Source organism: Virgisporangium ochraceum, assembly GCF_016863655.1.
In the GTDB taxonomy this organism is placed as follows: Bacteria; Actinomycetota; Actinomycetes; order Mycobacteriales; family Micromonosporaceae; genus Virgisporangium; species Virgisporangium ochraceum.
Genome location: NZ_BOPH01000018.1, coordinates 82079 through 97425 on the forward strand (window position 1 = coordinate 82079; position 15347 = coordinate 97425).

At 73.6% G+C, this 15347-nt stretch carries 14 protein-coding genes and 1 pseudogene; 11 read left to right on the top strand and 4 right to left on the bottom strand.

Going from position 1 to position 15347, the window contains the following annotated elements:
- The first annotated feature begins 139 nt into the window (after nt 1-139).
- The gene (locus Voc01_RS07020; protein ID WP_203926451.1) at nt 140-880 is read left to right on the top strand and encodes a Fic family protein; all 741 of its coding nucleotides are present in this window, start codon (nt 140-142) and stop codon (nt 878-880) included.
- A 384-nt stretch (nt 881-1264) separates the two neighbouring features.
- Here Voc01_RS07020 and Voc01_RS07025 read toward each other — a convergent pair whose 3' ends face one another.
- The 3 genes from Voc01_RS07025 to Voc01_RS07035 form a co-directional block, all read right to left on the bottom strand.
- Nucleotides 1265-2080 (bottom strand): HAD family hydrolase, encoded by an 816-nt coding sequence (locus Voc01_RS07025; protein WP_203926452.1) that lies wholly within the window; start codon nt 2078-2080, stop codon nt 1265-1267.
- A gap of 140 nt (nt 2081-2220) precedes the next feature.
- On the bottom strand, nt 2221-3543 hold the full coding sequence (locus Voc01_RS07030) for an MFS transporter (protein WP_203926453.1): 1323 nt from the start codon (nt 3541-3543) through the stop codon (nt 2221-2223).
- Nucleotides 3540-4136 carry a winged helix-turn-helix domain-containing protein gene (locus Voc01_RS07035; RefSeq protein ID WP_203926454.1) on the bottom strand — a complete coding sequence of 199 codons (597 nt, stop codon included), beginning with the start codon at nt 4134-4136 and terminating at the stop codon, nt 3540-3542. Before Voc01_RS07035 ends, Voc01_RS07030 begins: the two co-directional genes overlap by 4 nt.
- Before the next feature lie 168 nt (nt 4137-4304).
- Here Voc01_RS07035 and ssd point away from each other — a divergent pair, with 168 nt between their 5' ends.
- The 7 genes and pseudogenes from ssd to Voc01_RS54005 all read left to right on the top strand — a co-directional run.
- Nucleotides 4305-5387: a septum site-determining protein Ssd gene (gene ssd, locus Voc01_RS07040; RefSeq protein ID WP_203926455.1), complete on the top strand. Its 1083-nt coding sequence runs from the start codon at nt 4305-4307 to the stop codon at nt 5385-5387.
- Nucleotides 5384-6547, top strand: a complete 1164-nt coding sequence (locus Voc01_RS07045) for a TadA family conjugal transfer-associated ATPase (protein ID WP_203926456.1) — start codon at nt 5384-5386, stop codon at nt 6545-6547. Before ssd ends, Voc01_RS07045 begins: the two co-directional genes overlap by 4 nt.
- Nucleotides 6544-7239 (top strand): type II secretion system F family protein, encoded by a 696-nt coding sequence (locus Voc01_RS07050; RefSeq protein WP_239160006.1) that lies wholly within the window; start codon nt 6544-6546, stop codon nt 7237-7239. Before Voc01_RS07045 ends, Voc01_RS07050 begins: the two co-directional genes overlap by 4 nt.
- Nucleotides 7236-7886, top strand: coding sequence for a type II secretion system F family protein (locus Voc01_RS07055; RefSeq protein ID WP_239160007.1), 651 nt, complete (start codon nt 7236-7238; stop codon nt 7884-7886). Before Voc01_RS07050 ends, Voc01_RS07055 begins: the two co-directional genes overlap by 4 nt.
- Nucleotides 7887-7923: 37 nt before the next feature.
- On the top strand, nt 7924-8109 hold the full coding sequence (locus Voc01_RS07060; protein ID WP_203926457.1) for a DUF4244 domain-containing protein: 186 nt from the start codon (nt 7924-7926) through the stop codon (nt 8107-8109).
- Nucleotides 8106-8618, top strand: a complete 513-nt coding sequence (locus Voc01_RS52900; protein ID WP_239160008.1) for a TadE family type IV pilus minor pilin — start codon at nt 8106-8108, stop codon at nt 8616-8618. The genes Voc01_RS07060 and Voc01_RS52900 overlap by 4 nt, the downstream gene beginning before the upstream one ends.
- Before the next feature lie 131 nt (nt 8619-8749).
- Nucleotides 8750-9043: pseudogene (locus Voc01_RS54005) on the top strand (Rv3654c family TadE-like protein); the annotation flags it as partial.
- A 66-nt stretch (nt 9044-9109) separates the two neighbouring features.
- On the opposite strand, the gene sftH reads toward Voc01_RS54005, so the two are convergent.
- Nucleotides 9110-11518, bottom strand: coding sequence for a DEAD/DEAH box helicase (sftH, locus tag Voc01_RS07075; RefSeq protein ID WP_373873796.1), 2409 nt, complete (start codon nt 11516-11518; stop codon nt 9110-9112).
- Nucleotides 11519-11685: 167 nt separating this feature from the next.
- Between sftH and Voc01_RS07080 the strand changes: the two genes are divergently transcribed.
- The 3 genes from Voc01_RS07080 (at nt 11686) to Voc01_RS07090 (ending at nt 15264) form a co-directional block, all read left to right on the top strand.
- Complete coding sequence (locus Voc01_RS07080) at nt 11686-12045, top strand: STAS domain-containing protein (protein WP_203926459.1); 360 nt, start codon at nt 11686-11688, stop codon at nt 12043-12045.
- A 4-nt stretch (nt 12046-12049) separates the two neighbouring features.
- Entirely contained in the window at nt 12050-12526 is a 477-nt protein-coding gene (locus tag Voc01_RS07085) for an ATP-binding protein (protein ID WP_203926460.1), read from the top strand.
- A gap of 329 nt (nt 12527-12855) precedes the next feature.
- Complete coding sequence (locus Voc01_RS07090) at nt 12856-15264, top strand: sodium-translocating pyrophosphatase (RefSeq protein ID WP_203926461.1); 2409 nt, start codon at nt 12856-12858, stop codon at nt 15262-15264.
- The last annotated feature ends 83 nt before the right edge of the window (nt 15265-15347 follow it).

Consider the following 15347-nt stretch of genomic DNA (forward strand, 5'->3'; position numbering starts at 1 on the left):
GGCAGCTCCTTTGTCGGGGTGGTGATTCGGCGGCTCACTCCGTCCCTAAACCTAATCCTGGGCTGCTGGGAGGGCGAGTTGCGGTATGGACCGTGCGCCCAGCGGACGTCGCCGCGCGCTGTAGTGAGACGATTGCTCGATGATTCGCGACGCGCTGGCCCCGCTGCTCGCGTTGGCCGACGTGTCGGAGGCGATCGAGGAGGCCCGCTCCGCCGCCGACGCGGCGTTCGCGCATCGCGCTCTCCGCCGCGGAACGGCGCGTATCGAACGCATCGCCGCCGAGGTCACCCTGCAGAACGCGGTCGCGAGCGCCGCGCTCGAAGGATCGAAATGGGACCCGGACGGCGTGCGCGCCGGAACCGTGACCGACCCGGTCCTGCAGGGCGCGCTGCGGGTCTCGGCCGAGGCGCTCGCGCTGGCGCCGCGGTGGCTGAAGGCGCCGCCACAGGTGATGACCCGGTTGCACATCCTGGCCGCGCGCGGGGTGGTGGCCGATCTCGGCCGGCCGGCTCCGCACGGCGGCACGGCGCGGCTGCTCGCGCTGGGTCCGGTGCTGAACTCGTCGGCGCCGGCGCTGTTGCGGTGCGCGGTGGTCCATGGCGAGCTGCTCGCGTTGCGGGCGTTCGAGGGGCCCAACGGGGTGGTCGCGCGGGGTGCGGGCCGGCTCACGTTGATCGCCGCCGGGCTCGATCCCCGCGGGCTCCTTCCGGTGGACGTGGGTCATCTGGACCGGGAGCCGGAGTACCTCGGTGCCGCCGGCGCGTTCGCGACCGGAACGCCCGACGGGCTGCGGTCCTGGATCAGGCACTGCGCGTCGGCGGTGACCGCCGCGGCGGGTGCGTTGTCGCGGATCTGCGACGAGACTCCCCTAGTGTCGTGAGCCGTCGAGGGACCGGTGTCACTGCGCGTGGCGCAAGCGCCGTCTTGGCGGGGTTCGGGTGCCTCTTGATCGTGGTTTGAGGAACGAACCTGCAGCGTGACTTCACTTCGTTCCTCAAACAGCGATCAGGGCGGCGAAATGCCGGCTTTGTCTGGCCGCCGACGGGACTCCCCTGGAACCGACACTCCCCTGGAACGTGGAGACGGCGCCCGCTCGAGGGGCGCCGTCAAACCCACGTCCTACCGGGTTACCAGGCGTGCACCTTGGGTTCGCAACCAGCAGCCCTGGTGAGGTTCCGCTGGAGCGTGCCTGACGCGGCTGTTCGCTCGTGGGTGCCCGGAGGCCGTGCCGGGCGGTGGGGCCCGTATGTCTGTTGGTACGCCTCTACCGGCTGGTAAGCAAGGTCTGTGCGGCCCTCGCTTTGCGCGCGCGACCCCAAAGGATGAGTCCGGTGGCGACCCCCGCGGCCGCAACGAGCACAGCCGCGGTGACCGGCACCGCTGGGCGCTCGCGCCACCGGCGGGCCAGCGGCACCGGGTGGCGGAACTCCAGCATCGGCCAGCCGCGTTCGGTGGCGACCCGGCGCAGCGCCCGGTCGGGGTTGACGGCGGTGGGGTGGCCGACGCAGCTCAGCAACGGCACGTCGGTGATCGAGTCGGAGTACGCGAACGACTCCGCGAGGTCGTAGCCGCGCTCGGCGGCCATCTTCTGCACCTCGGTGACCTTGTTCTCCCCGGCCGCGTAGAAGTCGATGTCGCCCGTGTAGCAGCCGTCGTGGACCACCATGCGCGAGGCGATGACGTCGGTGACCCCAAGGGCCTCGCCGATCGGCTTGACCATCACGTCGCCGGACCCGGAGACCAGCACGACGTCGCGGCCGGCCGCGCGGTGCTCGCCGATCAGCGCCGCCGCCTCGGCGTACACGTACGGCGTGATCAGCTCCTCCAGCGTCTCCTGGACGATCTGCTCGACCTGCTCGACACGCCAGCCCTTGCACAGCTCGGCGAGGTAGTCACGGGTGCGGGCCATGCCCACCTCGTCGCTGCCACCCATGCGTTGCAGGAGCTTGCCGTAGGCGCCCTTGATCACGTCACGACGGTTGATCAGCCCGTCGCGGTAGAACGGCCGTCCGAACGCCATGGCGCTCGATTTCGCGATGACGGTCTTGTCCAGGTCGAAGAATGCGGCACTCCCACCCACGGCGGGGAGTCTAGCTGTACCGACCCAATGTTCCGGGGGTACATCTATCGGGTTACTGATCAAATCTGAACCGCGTGTTAAGACCGGCCTACTCGACGTGTGCCGTGTGGCTCGTGCATGCTTACGTATGCGACACCGACTCACGTCTTGGCGGTGTTGCCCTGATTGACGCTCGGCGGCTGCATCCCCCCGCTGTCGCCGAGTGGGTTCGGCTCAAACCCCCCGGAGCCGGACTCATTGGCGACCCCCGTCTCCCCCGACGGGGGTCGTCCCTTCTCGCCGTCGGTTCTCGCTGGCCCGTCCGCTGTGACGAGCCCGACCGCCGCGACCAGCGCAGCCGTGAGGTAGAGCCCGGCCTGGACGTTGAGCAGCGCCACCAGGTCGACCCGGTCGCCCAGCAGGCCGCCCGCGATCATTCCGATCGCCTGGCCGGCCGCGAACACCGTGGTGAGCGCGCCGAACACCCGCCCGACCCGGTTTCCGCCGGCCTCCTGGAGCGCGCTGAACAGCCCGGTCACCGCGACCACTCCGGGCGCGCCCACGACCACGAACAGCACGACGTAGACCGGCGTCTCGGTGGTCACCAGGGAGCCGTTCCAGGTCAGCAGGCCGACGACGCCGAACGCCGCCATGCCGGCGGCGGCCAGCACGCCGGCCCGGCAGCGCCGCGCCAGCAGCCCGAGCAGCAGGCCGGCCGCGATCGCGCCGATCGCCTGGACCCCGCGCAGCAGGCCGGCCTCGTCGGCCCCGCCGTGCAGTTCCCGGTACACGAACGGAACGAACAGCACCACGAACATGCCCTGTGCGACGGCCGACAGGCCCGCCACGACGAGCCCGGCCCGGATCCGTCGGTGGTCGTAGCCGGCACCGCCGCCGACCTCGGTGGTGCCCGACGCCCGGGTGCCCTGTCCGGTCCGGATCCGGGCGTACAGCACCGCCGCCAGCCCGAAGCTCACCGCGTCGACGACCACGATCGTCGGCAGGTCGCCCAGCGCGAGCAGCAGGCCGCCGAGCGGGCCACCCACCAGTCGGCCGAGATTGCCGGTGAGCGCCAGCAGGGAGTTCGCCTGCACCAGGTGCTCGCGCGGGGTGACCGCGGGTACCAGGGCGTTGCGGGTGGGCTCGGTGAACGTGGCAAGCCCGGCCTGCACGGCGATCACGGCGTACACGACCCACAGCCGGCCGCCCGCGAACAGCAGCGGCAGCAGCGTGGCGGCCTGCGCGACCGACAGCCAGATCAGCGCCCGTCGCCGGTTCCACCGGTCGGCGAGGCGGCCCGCGAACGTACCCAGGAGGATCGGTGGAACCAGCTCACCGAGGAACGCGATCGCGGTGCCGAGCGTCGACCCGGTGATCTCGTAGACCAGGATCGGCAGCGCCACCAGCAGCAGCCAGTCTCCGGTCTCCGAGATCAGCCCGGCCGCGAGCAGGTTGCGGTAGTCGCGGCCGCGCAGCGCCGTCACCGCCCGGCCTCCGGTCCGGCCTCCAGGCTGAAGGCGTTCAGACCCAGGTGGACCAGGTCGGCGCCGTCGACCTGGCCCCTCGTGGCCGCGATGTAGGGGCGGATCAGGGCGTCGAGGCGCTTGCCCAGTTCTTCGAGCTCGGCGGGCGTCATCCGCAGCGTGTACGTGGACAGGCCGCCGACCTCGCGCCAGGCCGGGTCGATGTCGTCGATGCGGCCCAGGTACTCGCGGGCGAGCCGGTGGTCGCGCTGGAGGCTGATCGCGGCGAGGGTCCTGCCCTGCGGCCCGGACTCGAACGAGAACCCGGTGATCGTGGCGCGCCACGGCCGCTCGCGGTTGTCGCCCTCGTCGTCGGTCTCGCCTTTGGGGACCGGCTCCACGAGGCCGTGGCGGGCCAGGTAACGCAGGTGGTAGCTGCAGTTCGAGGGGGTGTCGCCCACGGCGCGGGCGCACTGCGAGGCGGTGGCCGGACCGTCGGACATGAGGTGGTTCAGCAGGTCGAGCCGGAGCGGGTGCGCCAGGGCGGCGAGCTCGTCGGGTTCGGAGACGACACGGCGCGACTGGCTGTTCTCCGGCACGGCGTCCACCCCCATCTGAAAGACCCTTTCAGATCGACCGTACGCCACTTCGACAGATTCTGAAAGGGTCTTTCAGAGTCATCGACACGCGTCGTGCTCCCTTGTCCACAAGGACCCTCGCTGTCCACAGATCCGCCCTTTCCCACCGGCGGCGGCCGCGGTCCGGGCGCTGGAGTGTGCGGCATGTCAGCCGACGCACCCGCCAGATCCCGCCCGCTGCTCCTCACCGACGACCCGCACCTCCTCGACGAGGTGCTGGGCCTCGCCGGTCGGGCCGGCGCCGACGTCGAGGTCGCGCCCGACCCGGCCGCCGCCCGTAGCCGGTACGGCCCGGCACCGCTCGTGCTCGTGGGAGCAGACCTCGCCGAGGCCTGCGTCCGCGCCCGGCTGCCGCGCCGGCCCGGCGTGATCATCGTCGGGTTCCGGTCCGACGACAGCGATCCGCCCTGGCAGCTCGCCGAGCGGCTCGGCGCCGAGCACATCGCGTTGCTGCCGAGCGGTGCGCCGTGGCTCTCCGACCGGCTGTCGGGGTTGGTGGGCGGCGGGTCCGCGGGTGCGACGGTGGCCGTGCTCGGCGCCCGAGGCGGGGCCGGCGCCACGGTGCTGGCCTGCGGGCTCGCGGTCACGGCGGTGCGGCTGGGCCTGCGGGCGCTCATGGTCGACGGCGACCCGTTCGGTGGCGGGCTCGACCTGGTGTTCGGGTGGGAGGGCGTCGAAGGGCTGCGCTGGTCGGGCCTGGCGCACACGGCCGGTGCGGTGGGGGTCCCGGCACTGGAACGCGCATTGCCGGGGGAGGGCGCTCTCGCGGTCCTTTCGTGCGACCGCACCGACGGCCCGGCGGTGCCGCTCGACGCGATGCTGGCCGCGCTGGAGGCGGGCCGGCGCGGCTGGGACCTGACGGTGGTCGACCTTCCGCGCCGCTTCGACGACGCGTCGCTGGCGGCGCTCGCGGCCGCCGACCACGCGCTGCTCGTGGTGCCGGCCGAGCTGCGGGCGTGTGCCGCGGCGGCCCGGGTCGCCACGGAGGCGCTGCGGCACGTCGGGTCGATGTCGCTGGTGGTCCGCCGGCCGGCGCCGGGAAACCTCTCGCCCAAGGACATCTCGCGGGCGCTCGGCCTGCCGCTGGCCGGCACGTTGCGGTCGGAGCCGGCGATCGCCCGTGGGCTGGAGCGGGGTCAGCCGCCGGCGGCGGACGGGCAGGGCGCGCTGGCCGACCTGTGTACGCGACTGGTCGGTCATCTCGGTGCCACCCGGGTGGCGGCATGAGCGCCGATGTCGACGCGCGCTTCGCCGACCGGGTCCGGCAGCGGCTGGTCGAGAGCGGCGGCGCCCCCACCGCGGCGCGGGTGGCGGCCACCGTGCAGGCCGAGCCGGGCGGCGCGGTGCTGGGGCAGGCCACGTTCGCCCGGCTGGTCGGCCGGATCACCGACGAACTGGCCGGCGCGGGGCCGCTCGCGCCGCTGCTGGCCGACGAAGAGGTCAGCGACGTGCTGGTCAACGGCGCCGAGGTGTGGGTCGACCGGGGGCGTGGGCTGGAGCGGGCCGAGGTCGACGTCGGTCGCCCCGACGACGTGCGCCGGCTGGCCCAGCGGCTCGCCGCGACCGCCGGGCGCCGCCTCGACGACGGCTGCCCGTGCGCCGACGTGCCGCTGCCCGACGGCACCCGGTTGCACGCGGTGCTGCCGCCGGTGGCCGTCGCGGGACCGTACCTGTCGCTGCGGGCGTTCCGCCGGCGCGTGTTCACCGTCGACGAGCTCGTGGCCACCGGCTCGGTGCCGGCCGACGGCGCCGGCCTGCTGAGCGCGATCGTGGCCGGCCGGATCGCGTTCCTGATCACCGGCGGTACCGGCACGGGCAAGACCACGCTGCTGTCGGCGCTGCTGTCGCTGGTGCCGTACTCCGAGCGGATGGTGCTCGTGGAGGACGCGGCCGAGCTGCGTCCGGCGCACCCGCACGTGGTCACGTTGCAGGCGCGCACGTCGAACGTGGAGGGCGCGGGCGCGGTCACCCTGCGCGATCTCGTGCGCCAGGCCCTGCGCATGCGGCCCGACCGGCTGGTCGTCGGCGAGTGCCGCGGGCCGGAGGTCGTCGACCTGCTGGGCGCGCTCAACACCGGTCACGAGGGCGGCGCCGCCACGCTGCACGCCAACACCCCGGCCGACGTTCCGGCGCGACTGGAGGCGCTGGGGCTGCTCGGCGGGGTGCCCCGGACGGCGCTTCACGCCCAGGTCGCGGCGGCGCTGCAGGTGGTGGTGCACCTGCGCCGCAACCGTGGGCAACGGGTCGTCGACGAGGTGTGCGTGCTGCTGCCCGACGGTCCCGACCGGTTGGTGCGGGCGGTGACGGCGTGGCGGCGCGGCCGCGGGTTCGGACCGGGGTCGGAGGCGCTGCGGGCGCTGCTCGTCCAGCGTGGAGCGGCGCGGTGAAGCGCCTGTTCCGGGTGGTCCGGCCGGTCCGGGTGCCGGTCTCGGCCCATGACCATCGGCGTTCGCGGCGCCTGTCCCCTGGTGCGGCGCTGGAGCGGCGGCCCTGGGCGGTCGTCGCGGGAGCGGGGATTCTCGCGGCGGGCGCCGGCGGGATCGCTGTCGGACCGGTGGCGGCCGTGCTGGCGGCGGTCTACGGCGGTGGCGGAGCCGGTGTGGCGCTGCGGAGCCGGCGTGCCGCCCGGAGCGCCGGCGCGGTGGCGGCGACCCTCGACACCGTCGCCGAGATGGCGGCCGAACTCCGGGCAGGGGCCGCGCCGGTGGCGGTGGTCGGTGCGGCCGACGCGGTGCTCGCCGCCACCCCGGCCGAACGCGCGTCGGTGCTCGCCGCGTGCGAGGTGAGCGAGCAGACGGGCGCGCCACTGGCCGACGTGCTCGACCGGGTCGAGGCGTACCTGCGGCAGGGCGACCGGCTGCGCCGGGCGGTGGCCGCGCACCGCGCCGGCAACCGGGCGACGGCGCTGCTGCTGGCCGTGCTTCCGGCGGGCGGGATCGCGGTCGGCTACGGCATCGGCGCCGACCCGCTGCGCCTCCTGTTCCACTCGGCGGCGGGTGCGGCCTGCGCGGTGGCGGCGTGTGTCCTGCAGGTCGGCGGTCTGCTGTGGACCGAGCGCTTGTCGCGGGTGGATCTGTGAAGCGGCGGGCGGCTCCGGGCGGCGGCCTGGCGAGGCGGCGGGCCGCTCCGGGCGGTCTGGCGAAGCGGTTGCTGGTCCTTGCGTGCGGAGCCGGGTCCGGGCTGGCCGTCGGCGGACCGGCGGGCATCGCGACCGGTGCGGTCGTCGTGGCGGTCCTCTGGTGGGCGTTGCCGCGGATGGCGGCCGCGGGCGCCGCGGCCGACCTGCGGAGGGCGGCGGCCGCGCTGCCCGCCGCGGCCGACCTGCTCGCGGCGGCCCTGCGGGCGGGTGCGCCACCCGGGCACGCGGCCACCGTGGTCGGCACGGCCGTCGCGGGACCGGTCGGCGAGCGCCTGGTACGCGTGGGCCACGCCCTCCGGCTCGGTGACCCGCCGGCGCTGGCGTGGGCGCACGTCGCCGACCTGCCCGGCGGGGAGCGGGTGGCCAGGGCGGCGGTCCGCAGCGCCGACAGCGGCGCGGCTCTGGCCCGGGCGCTGGTGCGGCTGGCCGACGAGCTGCGGGCCACCCGCGCCGCCGACGCCGACGCGGCCGCCCGGCGGGCCGGCGTGCTCGTGGTCCTGCCGCTCGGTCTGTGCTTCCTGCCCGCGTTTCTGCTGGCCGGCGTGGTGCCGGTCGTCATCGCCGTCCTCGACGGCGTCCTCGGATGAGCGGTCGCTCGTCCGTCCACGAAGGGGGAACACGTCAATGCTGGTTCGACGGTTGTGCGTCCGGTTCAGGTCCCGGCTCCGGGGCGACGGGGGCATGAACTCGGCCGAGTACGCGGTGGGCACGCTGGCGGCGGTCACGTTCGCCGGTGTGCTGCTCAAGGTGGTGTCGTCGGCCCCGGTGCAGGCCGCGATGAACGGACTGATCGAGCGGGCGCTCGCATGACCGGCGCCTCGCCGGCGGCCGGCTTCGACGGGGCGGCCCCTGCCGGTCCGGCGGGTGGGCACCGTACGGCGGCGGGGTGCGTGGCGGCGGTGCTCGTCGGGCCGACGGACGGCCGTCCCGGTGACTGGCGGAGGCCACCGGGCCAGCGTCCGGGCGACCGCCGGCCGCCCCGGCGGCGTGACCGCGGGTCCACGACGGCGGAGCTGGCCGTGGCGCTGCCCGCGCTGGTCATGCTGCTGGCGCTCGGGGTGCTGGCGGTCACGGCGGTCGGCGCCCAGCTCCAGTGCGTGTCGGCGGCCCGCGACGGTGCCCTCGGCGCCGCCCGCGGCGACGGCGGCGAGGCCGCGGCCCGGCGGGTGGCGCCACCGGGTGCGTCGGTCACCGTGACCGTCGACGGCGAACAGGCCCGGGCCACGGTGTCGGCACGGGTGCGGCCGTTCGGCGGGCTGCTGCCGGCGATCACGGTCGAGGCGACGTCGGTCGCGGCCGTCGAACCGGCGGCACCGTGAGACAGCACGAGGGGCCGTCCGCACCAGCGGGCGGCCCCGTCGCGGGCGGTTTCTCTGTGGGCGGCTCCTCTGTGGGCGGCTCCTCTGTGGGCGGCCATTCCGTGGGCGGCCATTCCGTGGGCGGCCATTCCGTGGGCGGCCCGGCCGCGGGCGGCCCGTCCCTGGGCGGCGATCGGGGGTCGGCGTCGATCTGGGTGCTCGGGGTGGGTCTGGTCGTCATGCTGCTCGGGTTGGGGTTCGCGGTCGTCGGGTCGGCGCTCGTGGCCCGCCAGCGGGCGCAGGCGGCGGCCGATCTCGGCGCGCTGGCCGGTGCGGTGCTGGCGCTGCAGGGCGAGGCGGCGGCGTGCGGGCGGGCCGCCGAGATCGTGGTGGCCAACGGGGCGCGGCCCGGTGGGTGCCGGGTCGTCGATCTCGACCTGGTGGTGGCGGCCGAGGTGCCGGTCAGCGGGGTCGGCACCGCACGGGCGCTCGCCCGCGCCGGGCCGGTGCGGTCAGTTGCCCTCCAGGGCGTCGAGAACCAGGTCCAGAACCTTCACCGCACCGTCCTTGGACAGCGGGGCATTGCCGTTGCCGCACTTGGGCGACTGCACGCACGACGGGCAACCGGCCGCGCAGCCGCAGGCGGCGATCACATCGCGGGTGGCCCGCAGCCAGTCGCCGGCGGCGTGGAACGCCCGCTCCGCGAACCCGGCGCCGCCGGGATGGCCGTCGTAGACGAACACGGTGGCCGCACCGGTGTCGGGGTGCATGGCGGTGGAGATTCCGCCGATGTCCCACCGGTCGCAGGTCGCCACCAGGGGCAGCAGCCCGATTGCCGCGTGCTCGGCGGCGTGCAGGGCGCCGGGGATGTCGCCGGGGTCGACGCCGGCGCGGTCCAGGCCCGGTGCCGAGACGGTCCACCAGACCGCGACCGTGTTCAGGCGGCGGGTCGGCAGGTCGAGCGGGCGGGTGTCGATCACCTCGCCGGTCGGTCGCTTGCGGCGTTGGTAGCCGGTGACCCGCGCGGTCACCTCGACCTCGCCGAGGAACAACCCGACGGGACCGGCGTCGACATACGAGCGCACCGACCCGACCGACAGGGCGGAGGAGTCGCGGGGGTGGGTGGTCCACGGCGGGTCCTCGGCGTGCACGAGGGCGACGGCGTCGGTCGGGTCCAGGTCGTCGACCACGTACGAGGCGCCCTGGTGCACGTACACGGCTCCCGGATGCACGAGGAAGTGGGAGGATCCGGCGTCGACGGTGCCGAGGAGGCGCCCGGTGCCGGTCTCCACCACGGTCACCGGGGCACCGCCCGCTCCGCGGAGGTCGACGTCGGGACGCGCGTCGCCGGTCCAGTACCAGCCGGACGGACGGCGGCGGACCACCCCCGCGGCAACCAGCTCGGCGAGCGCGGCCTCCGCCGGTGCGCCGCCGAACAGGGCCAGGTCGGCGGGCTTCAACGGCAACTCGGCGGCCGCGGCCGCGAGGTGCGGACCGAGGACGTGCGGGTTGGCGGGGTCGAGCACGCAGGCCTCCACCGGACGCCCGAACAGCGTGTCGGGGTGGTGCACCAGGTACGTGTCGAGCGGGTCGTCGCGGGCCACCAGGACGCAGACCGCGTCACGTCCGCGGCGGCCGGCCCGGCCCGCCTGCTGCCACATCGACGCGAGGCGCCCCGGGTAGCCGGTCATGATCACGGCATCGAGACCGGTGAGGTCGATTCCCAGTTCGAGGGCGGTGGTGGTGGCGAGGCCGACGAGCGAGCCGTCGAGCAGTCCACGTTCGAGCTCGCGGCGCTCCTCGGGCAGGTAGCCGCTGCGGTAGGCGGCGACGCGGTGCTCGAGCCCGTCGGCGGTCTGCGCGAGCGCGTCGCGGGCCAGGGTCGCCACAGCCTCGGCACCGCGCCGCGACCGGACGAACGCCAGCGTGCGCACCCCACCGGCCACGGCGTCGGCCAGCAGGTCGGCCGCTTCGCGCAGCGCGGACCGCCGGACCGGATGGGCGCCGGGCGCATACCCGGCCGGCCCATCGGCGCCGGTGTCGGTCGGGCCGTCGGCGTCGGCGTCGGTAACCGCGTGCCACGGCGTGTCGGTCGGTGGGAGCAGGGGTGGTTCCCACAGGGCGAACGCCAGCCCGCCACGGGGGGACGCATCCTCCGTGACCTCGTGCACGTCGGCGCCTATGAGCCGGGCGGCCGTCGTCCCCGGTTGGCCGGCGGTGGCCGAGGCCAGCACGAACACCGGGTCGCGGCCGTATCTCGCGGCCAGCCGGCGCAGGCGGCGGAGCACGTGCGCGACGTGGGAGCCGAACACGCCCCGGTACGCGTGGCACTCGTCGACCACCACGTACGTGAGCCGCCGCAGGAACATCGACCAGGACTCGTGGCGGGGGAGGATGCCGCGGCCGATCATGTCGGGGTTGGTCAGCACGAAGCGGCTGTGTTGGCGGGCCCAGTCGCGCTGTTCGCGAGGGGTGTCGCCGTCGTAGCAGGACGGGCGGACGCCCGCCGGTGCCAGCTCGGCCAGGCACCGGAGCTGGTCGGCGGCCAGGGCCTTGGTCGGTGCCAGGTAGAGGGCGGTCGCCCGCGGGTCCGCCAGCAGGGCACTGAGGACGGGCAGCTGGTAGGCCAGCGACTTGCCCGACGCCGTCCCGGTGGCGACGACCACGTGCCGACCGGCGTGGGCGTGGTCGGCGGCGGCCGCCTGGTGCGCCCACGGGGCCGGGATGCCCTGGGCGGCGAACGCCGCCCGTAGCTCGGGTGGGGTCCAGGCCGGCCAGTCGACCGTGACGCCGGGGCGTGGGGGCAGCAGTTCCAGGTGGGTGAGACAGCTGCTGTCCCGCCCCTCGAGGAGACGGTGCAGGAGCCTTGTCGACCCGTGCGCAACCGTCGTCACCCTGTGCACTGTGGCACCTCCGGTCACGGCGTGCCATGCCGCCACGCCGGGATCGGCCCACCCCGGAGCCTGGTTGGTCGGGCTCTGCGTCGCCGGGTTGGAACGTCGGTGGTTAGATAACTGTGGTTCCGGGAACGCTGCGGGCTGAACACCTGGACCCCACACATGGGCCAGGTAGTGCTGAGGGAGGTCGTATGGAACTGTCGCTGTCGACCCACACCGTCGGCGAGCACACGGTGCTGGAAGTCGGCGGCGAGGTCGACGTCTACACAGCGCCGCGGCTCCGGGAACGGCTCATCGAGCTGGTCGAGGGTGGCGCGCGGCACGTGGTCGTCGATCTGAGCCGGGTCGAGTTTCTCGACTCCACCGGCCTCGGCGTGCTGGTCGGCGCGCTGAAGCGGCTCCGTGCCGTCAACGGCACTCTCGGGCTGGTCTGCGCCCACGAGAGGTTGCTGAAGATCTTCCGCATCACCGCCCTCGACCGCGTGTTCGCGCTCTACGACACGGTCGAGGCGGCCACCGAAGCAACGGGTGCGGACCCGGGTACCGCGTAACCCTATGGCGACGGTACGGCTGTCGTTCTCGCCCGCGCCGGCGCACGTGCGCACCGCCCGGCTGGTAGCAGTCGCGGTGGCCCGGCGCGCCGGCGTCGCCGAGGAGTTCCTCGAGGAGATCCGTCTCGCCACGGGTGAGGCGTGCTCGCGGGCGGTGGCGCTGCACAGGTCACACGGCGTCGGCGACCTCGTCGAGGTCTCACTGCGCGACGGCGAACGCTTCACGGTCGAGGTGGTCGACCGGGCCAGCAACGGGTCGGCGCTGGTGGGCTCACCGGCGGAGCCGGGCCTGTTCCTGGTGGAGCCGGTCGTGCCCCTGACCGTCTCACCCGAGTCGCTCACCGAGGAGGACCTCGCCGAGCGGATGGGCCTCGCCCTGCTCGCCGGCCTGGTCGACGACATCGCGGTGGCGCCGGTGTCCGATGGCGAGGGCACCGAGGTCCGCATGTCCTGGCCGCTACAGAAGCTCGGCCGCCCGTAGAGGCCACGCCGGGTACGAGGCCACGCCGAGAGGCGCTGGGCCGCGTCGAGAAGCGCTGGGCCGAACCGGAGAGAGGCCGTGTCCCGCAGGCGGGGCCTGCGTGTAAATCGCCCGTGGACGGGAAGCCTCGCCTGCACCGATTCCGCTGGGACGCGGTTGGTCAGGAGTGCTGCCCGTTCCCGGTGTGAGTAGCGACACGCCGGTTCGCTAGAGTACCCGGGTTACGCCCCGCGTCGGCCCTGGTAGACGCGGTGCCCCCAACTCAGATGAGTGGCCGCTGCCGGCGCAGGCCTGCGCGGCTGTGATTTGTCGGTACAGGAGGACAACGGATGTCCCGGGATTCTTTCGCCGCTGGCGGCGATCTATCCCTGACCGGAAGTAACGTGACCTACGTCGTGATCGCGGCCGTCATCGCGCTCGTGGCACTGGGTTTCGCGGCTGCGCTCACCAAAGCCGTCCTCGCCGCCGGTCGGGGAACCAACAAGATGCAGGAGATCGCGGCCGCCGTGCAGGAGGGCGCGTCCGCCTACCTGGTGCGGCAGTTCAAGACGCTGGGAATTTTCGTCGTCATCGCGGTCGTGCTGCTGTTCCTGCTCCCGGTGTCCGAGGCCGGCGACAACGAGACCGCCGTCAAGATCGGCCGCTCGCTGTTCTTCGTGGTCGGCGCGGTGTTCTCGGCGATCATCGGCGGCGCGGGCATGGCACTGGCCACCCGCGCCAACCTGCGGGTCGCCGCCGCGGCCCGCGAGGACGGCGGGCGCGAGAAGGCGATGCAGATCGCGTTCCGCACCGGTGGTGTGGTCGGCTTCATGACCGTCGGCCTCGGTCTGCTCGGCGCCGCGCTGGTCGTGATCATCTATCAGGGCGACGCCCCCACGGTCCTCGAAGGGTTCGGCTTCGGAGCCGCGCTGCTCGCGATGTTCATGCGGGTCGGCGGCGGCATCTTCACCAAGGCCGCCGACGTGGGCGCCGACCTGGTCGGCAAGGTCGAGCAGAACATCCCCGAAGACGACCCGCGCAACGCCGCGACCATCGCCGACAACGTCGGCGACAACGTCGGTGACTGCGCCGGCATGGCCGCGGACCTGTTCGAGTCGTACGCGGTGACCCTGGTCGCCTCGCTGATCCTGGGCCGGGTCGCCTTCGGCGAGCAGGGCCTGGTCTTCCCGCTGATCGTGCCGACCATCGGTGTGCTCACTGCGATCATCGGCGTGTTCATCACCCGGCTGCGCAAGAGCGACAAGAACGGCCTTACCGCGATCAACCGGGCCTTCTACATCTCGGCGTTCATCTCCGCGGTGGGCGTCAGCGCCGCCGCTCTGGTGTACCTGAAGTCCGACTGGCCGGCCCTGCTCGGCGACGACTGGTTCGAGACCCTCAAGGTCGGCGAGAACCACGACTTCGCGCTGAACCCGCAGGTCTTCGCGATCATCGCGGTGATCATCGGTATCGTGCTGGCCGCGGTGATCCAGGCCCTGACCGGCTACTTCACCGAGACCGAGCGTCGCCCGGTGCAGGACATCGGCAAAACCTCGCTCACCGGTCCTGCCACCGTGGTTCTCGCCGGAATCAGCGTCGGCCTCGAGTCGGCGGTGTACTCGGCGATCGTCATCGGCGCGGGCGTCTACGGCGCCTACCTGCTCGGTGGCGGCTCGATCATCCTGTCGCTGTTCGCGGTGGCGTTGGCCGGAACCGGTCTGCTCACCACGATCGGCGTCGTCGTCGCCATGGACACGTTCGGCCCGATCAGCGACAACGCACAGGGCATCGCGGAGATGTCCGGTGACATCGACGAGACCGGCGCCCGCACGCTGACCGACCTCGACGCGGTGGGCAACACCACCAAGGCGATCACCAAGGGCATCGCGATCGCGACGGCCGTGCTCGCCGCGACCGCGCTGTTCGGCTCCTACACGACCAACCTCGAGTCGGCGCTCGGCGAGCGCTTCACCGACGAGGGCGTGGAAGCCGGTGCGATCGCGGGCAGGGTGGCCAGCGAGATCGCCGGCCTGCTGAACATCGCCGACCCGCGCAACCTGGTCGGCATCCTGCTCGGCGCGGCCGTCGTGTTCCTGTTCTCGGGGCTCGCGATCAACGCGGTGTCGCGCTCGGCCGGTGCCGTCGTGGTCGAGGTGCGTCGCCAGTTCCGCGAGCTGCCCGGCATCATGGACGGCTCTCAGCGGCCCGAGTACGGCAAGGTCGTCGACATCTGCACCCGGGACGCGCAGCGCGAGCTGCTCACCCCCGGTCTGCTGGCGATCATGGCTCCGATCGCGGTGGGCTTCGGCCTCGGCGTCGGCGCCCTGGCCAGCTTCCTCGCCGGTGCGATCGGTGCCGGCACGCTGATGGCGGTGTTCCTGGCCAACTCCGGTGGTGCCTGGGACAACGCGAAGAAGATGGTCGAAGACGGCGCGTACGGCGGGAAGGGTTCGCCGGCACATGCCGCGACGGTCATCGGCGACACCATCGGTGACCCGTTCAAGGACACCGCCGGTCCGGCGATCAACCCGCTGCTCAAGGTGATGAACCTGGTGGCGTTGCTGATCGCTCCGGCCGTCGTGCTGCAGTTCGGCAGCGACGTCAACCCGGCGGTCCGGATCATCATCGCGGTGGTCTCGGCCCTGATCCTGGCCGGCGCGGTGTACTGGAGCAAGCGCAAGCCGATCTCGGTGGACGCCGGCGACGCCGGTGCCGACCAGGTGCGCGAAGCGGAGCCCCAGACCCGCGTAGGCGCCTGACCTGTATCGATGACGATGGCCCCCGGCGAGAATCGGCCGGGGGCCATCGCCCTTTACGGACCTGGATACCGCGAGCCGAATGG

Coding starts and splice junctions, on each gene's coding strand:
- Voc01_RS07020 (WP_203926451.1), top strand. CDS start 140: ATGATTCGCGACGCGCTGGCCCCGCTGCTCGCGTTGGCCGACGTGTCG.
- Voc01_RS07035 (WP_203926454.1), bottom strand. CDS start 4,136: ATGGGGGTGGACGCCGTGCCGGAGAACAGCCAGTCGCGCCGTGTCGTC.
- ssd (WP_203926455.1), top strand. CDS start 4,305: ATGTCAGCCGACGCACCCGCCAGATCCCGCCCGCTGCTCCTCACCGAC.
- Voc01_RS07045 (WP_203926456.1), top strand. CDS start 5,384: ATGAGCGCCGATGTCGACGCGCGCTTCGCCGACCGGGTCCGGCAGCGG.
- Voc01_RS07060 (WP_203926457.1), top strand. CDS start 7,924: ATGCTGGTTCGACGGTTGTGCGTCCGGTTCAGGTCCCGGCTCCGGGGC.
- Voc01_RS52900 (WP_239160008.1), top strand. CDS start 8,106: ATGACCGGCGCCTCGCCGGCGGCCGGCTTCGACGGGGCGGCCCCTGCC.
- Voc01_RS07080 (WP_203926459.1), top strand. CDS start 11,686: ATGGAACTGTCGCTGTCGACCCACACCGTCGGCGAGCACACGGTGCTG.
- Voc01_RS07085 (WP_203926460.1), top strand. CDS start 12,050: ATGGCGACGGTACGGCTGTCGTTCTCGCCCGCGCCGGCGCACGTGCGC.
- Voc01_RS07090 (WP_203926461.1), top strand. CDS start 12,856: ATGTCCCGGGATTCTTTCGCCGCTGGCGGCGATCTATCCCTGACCGGA.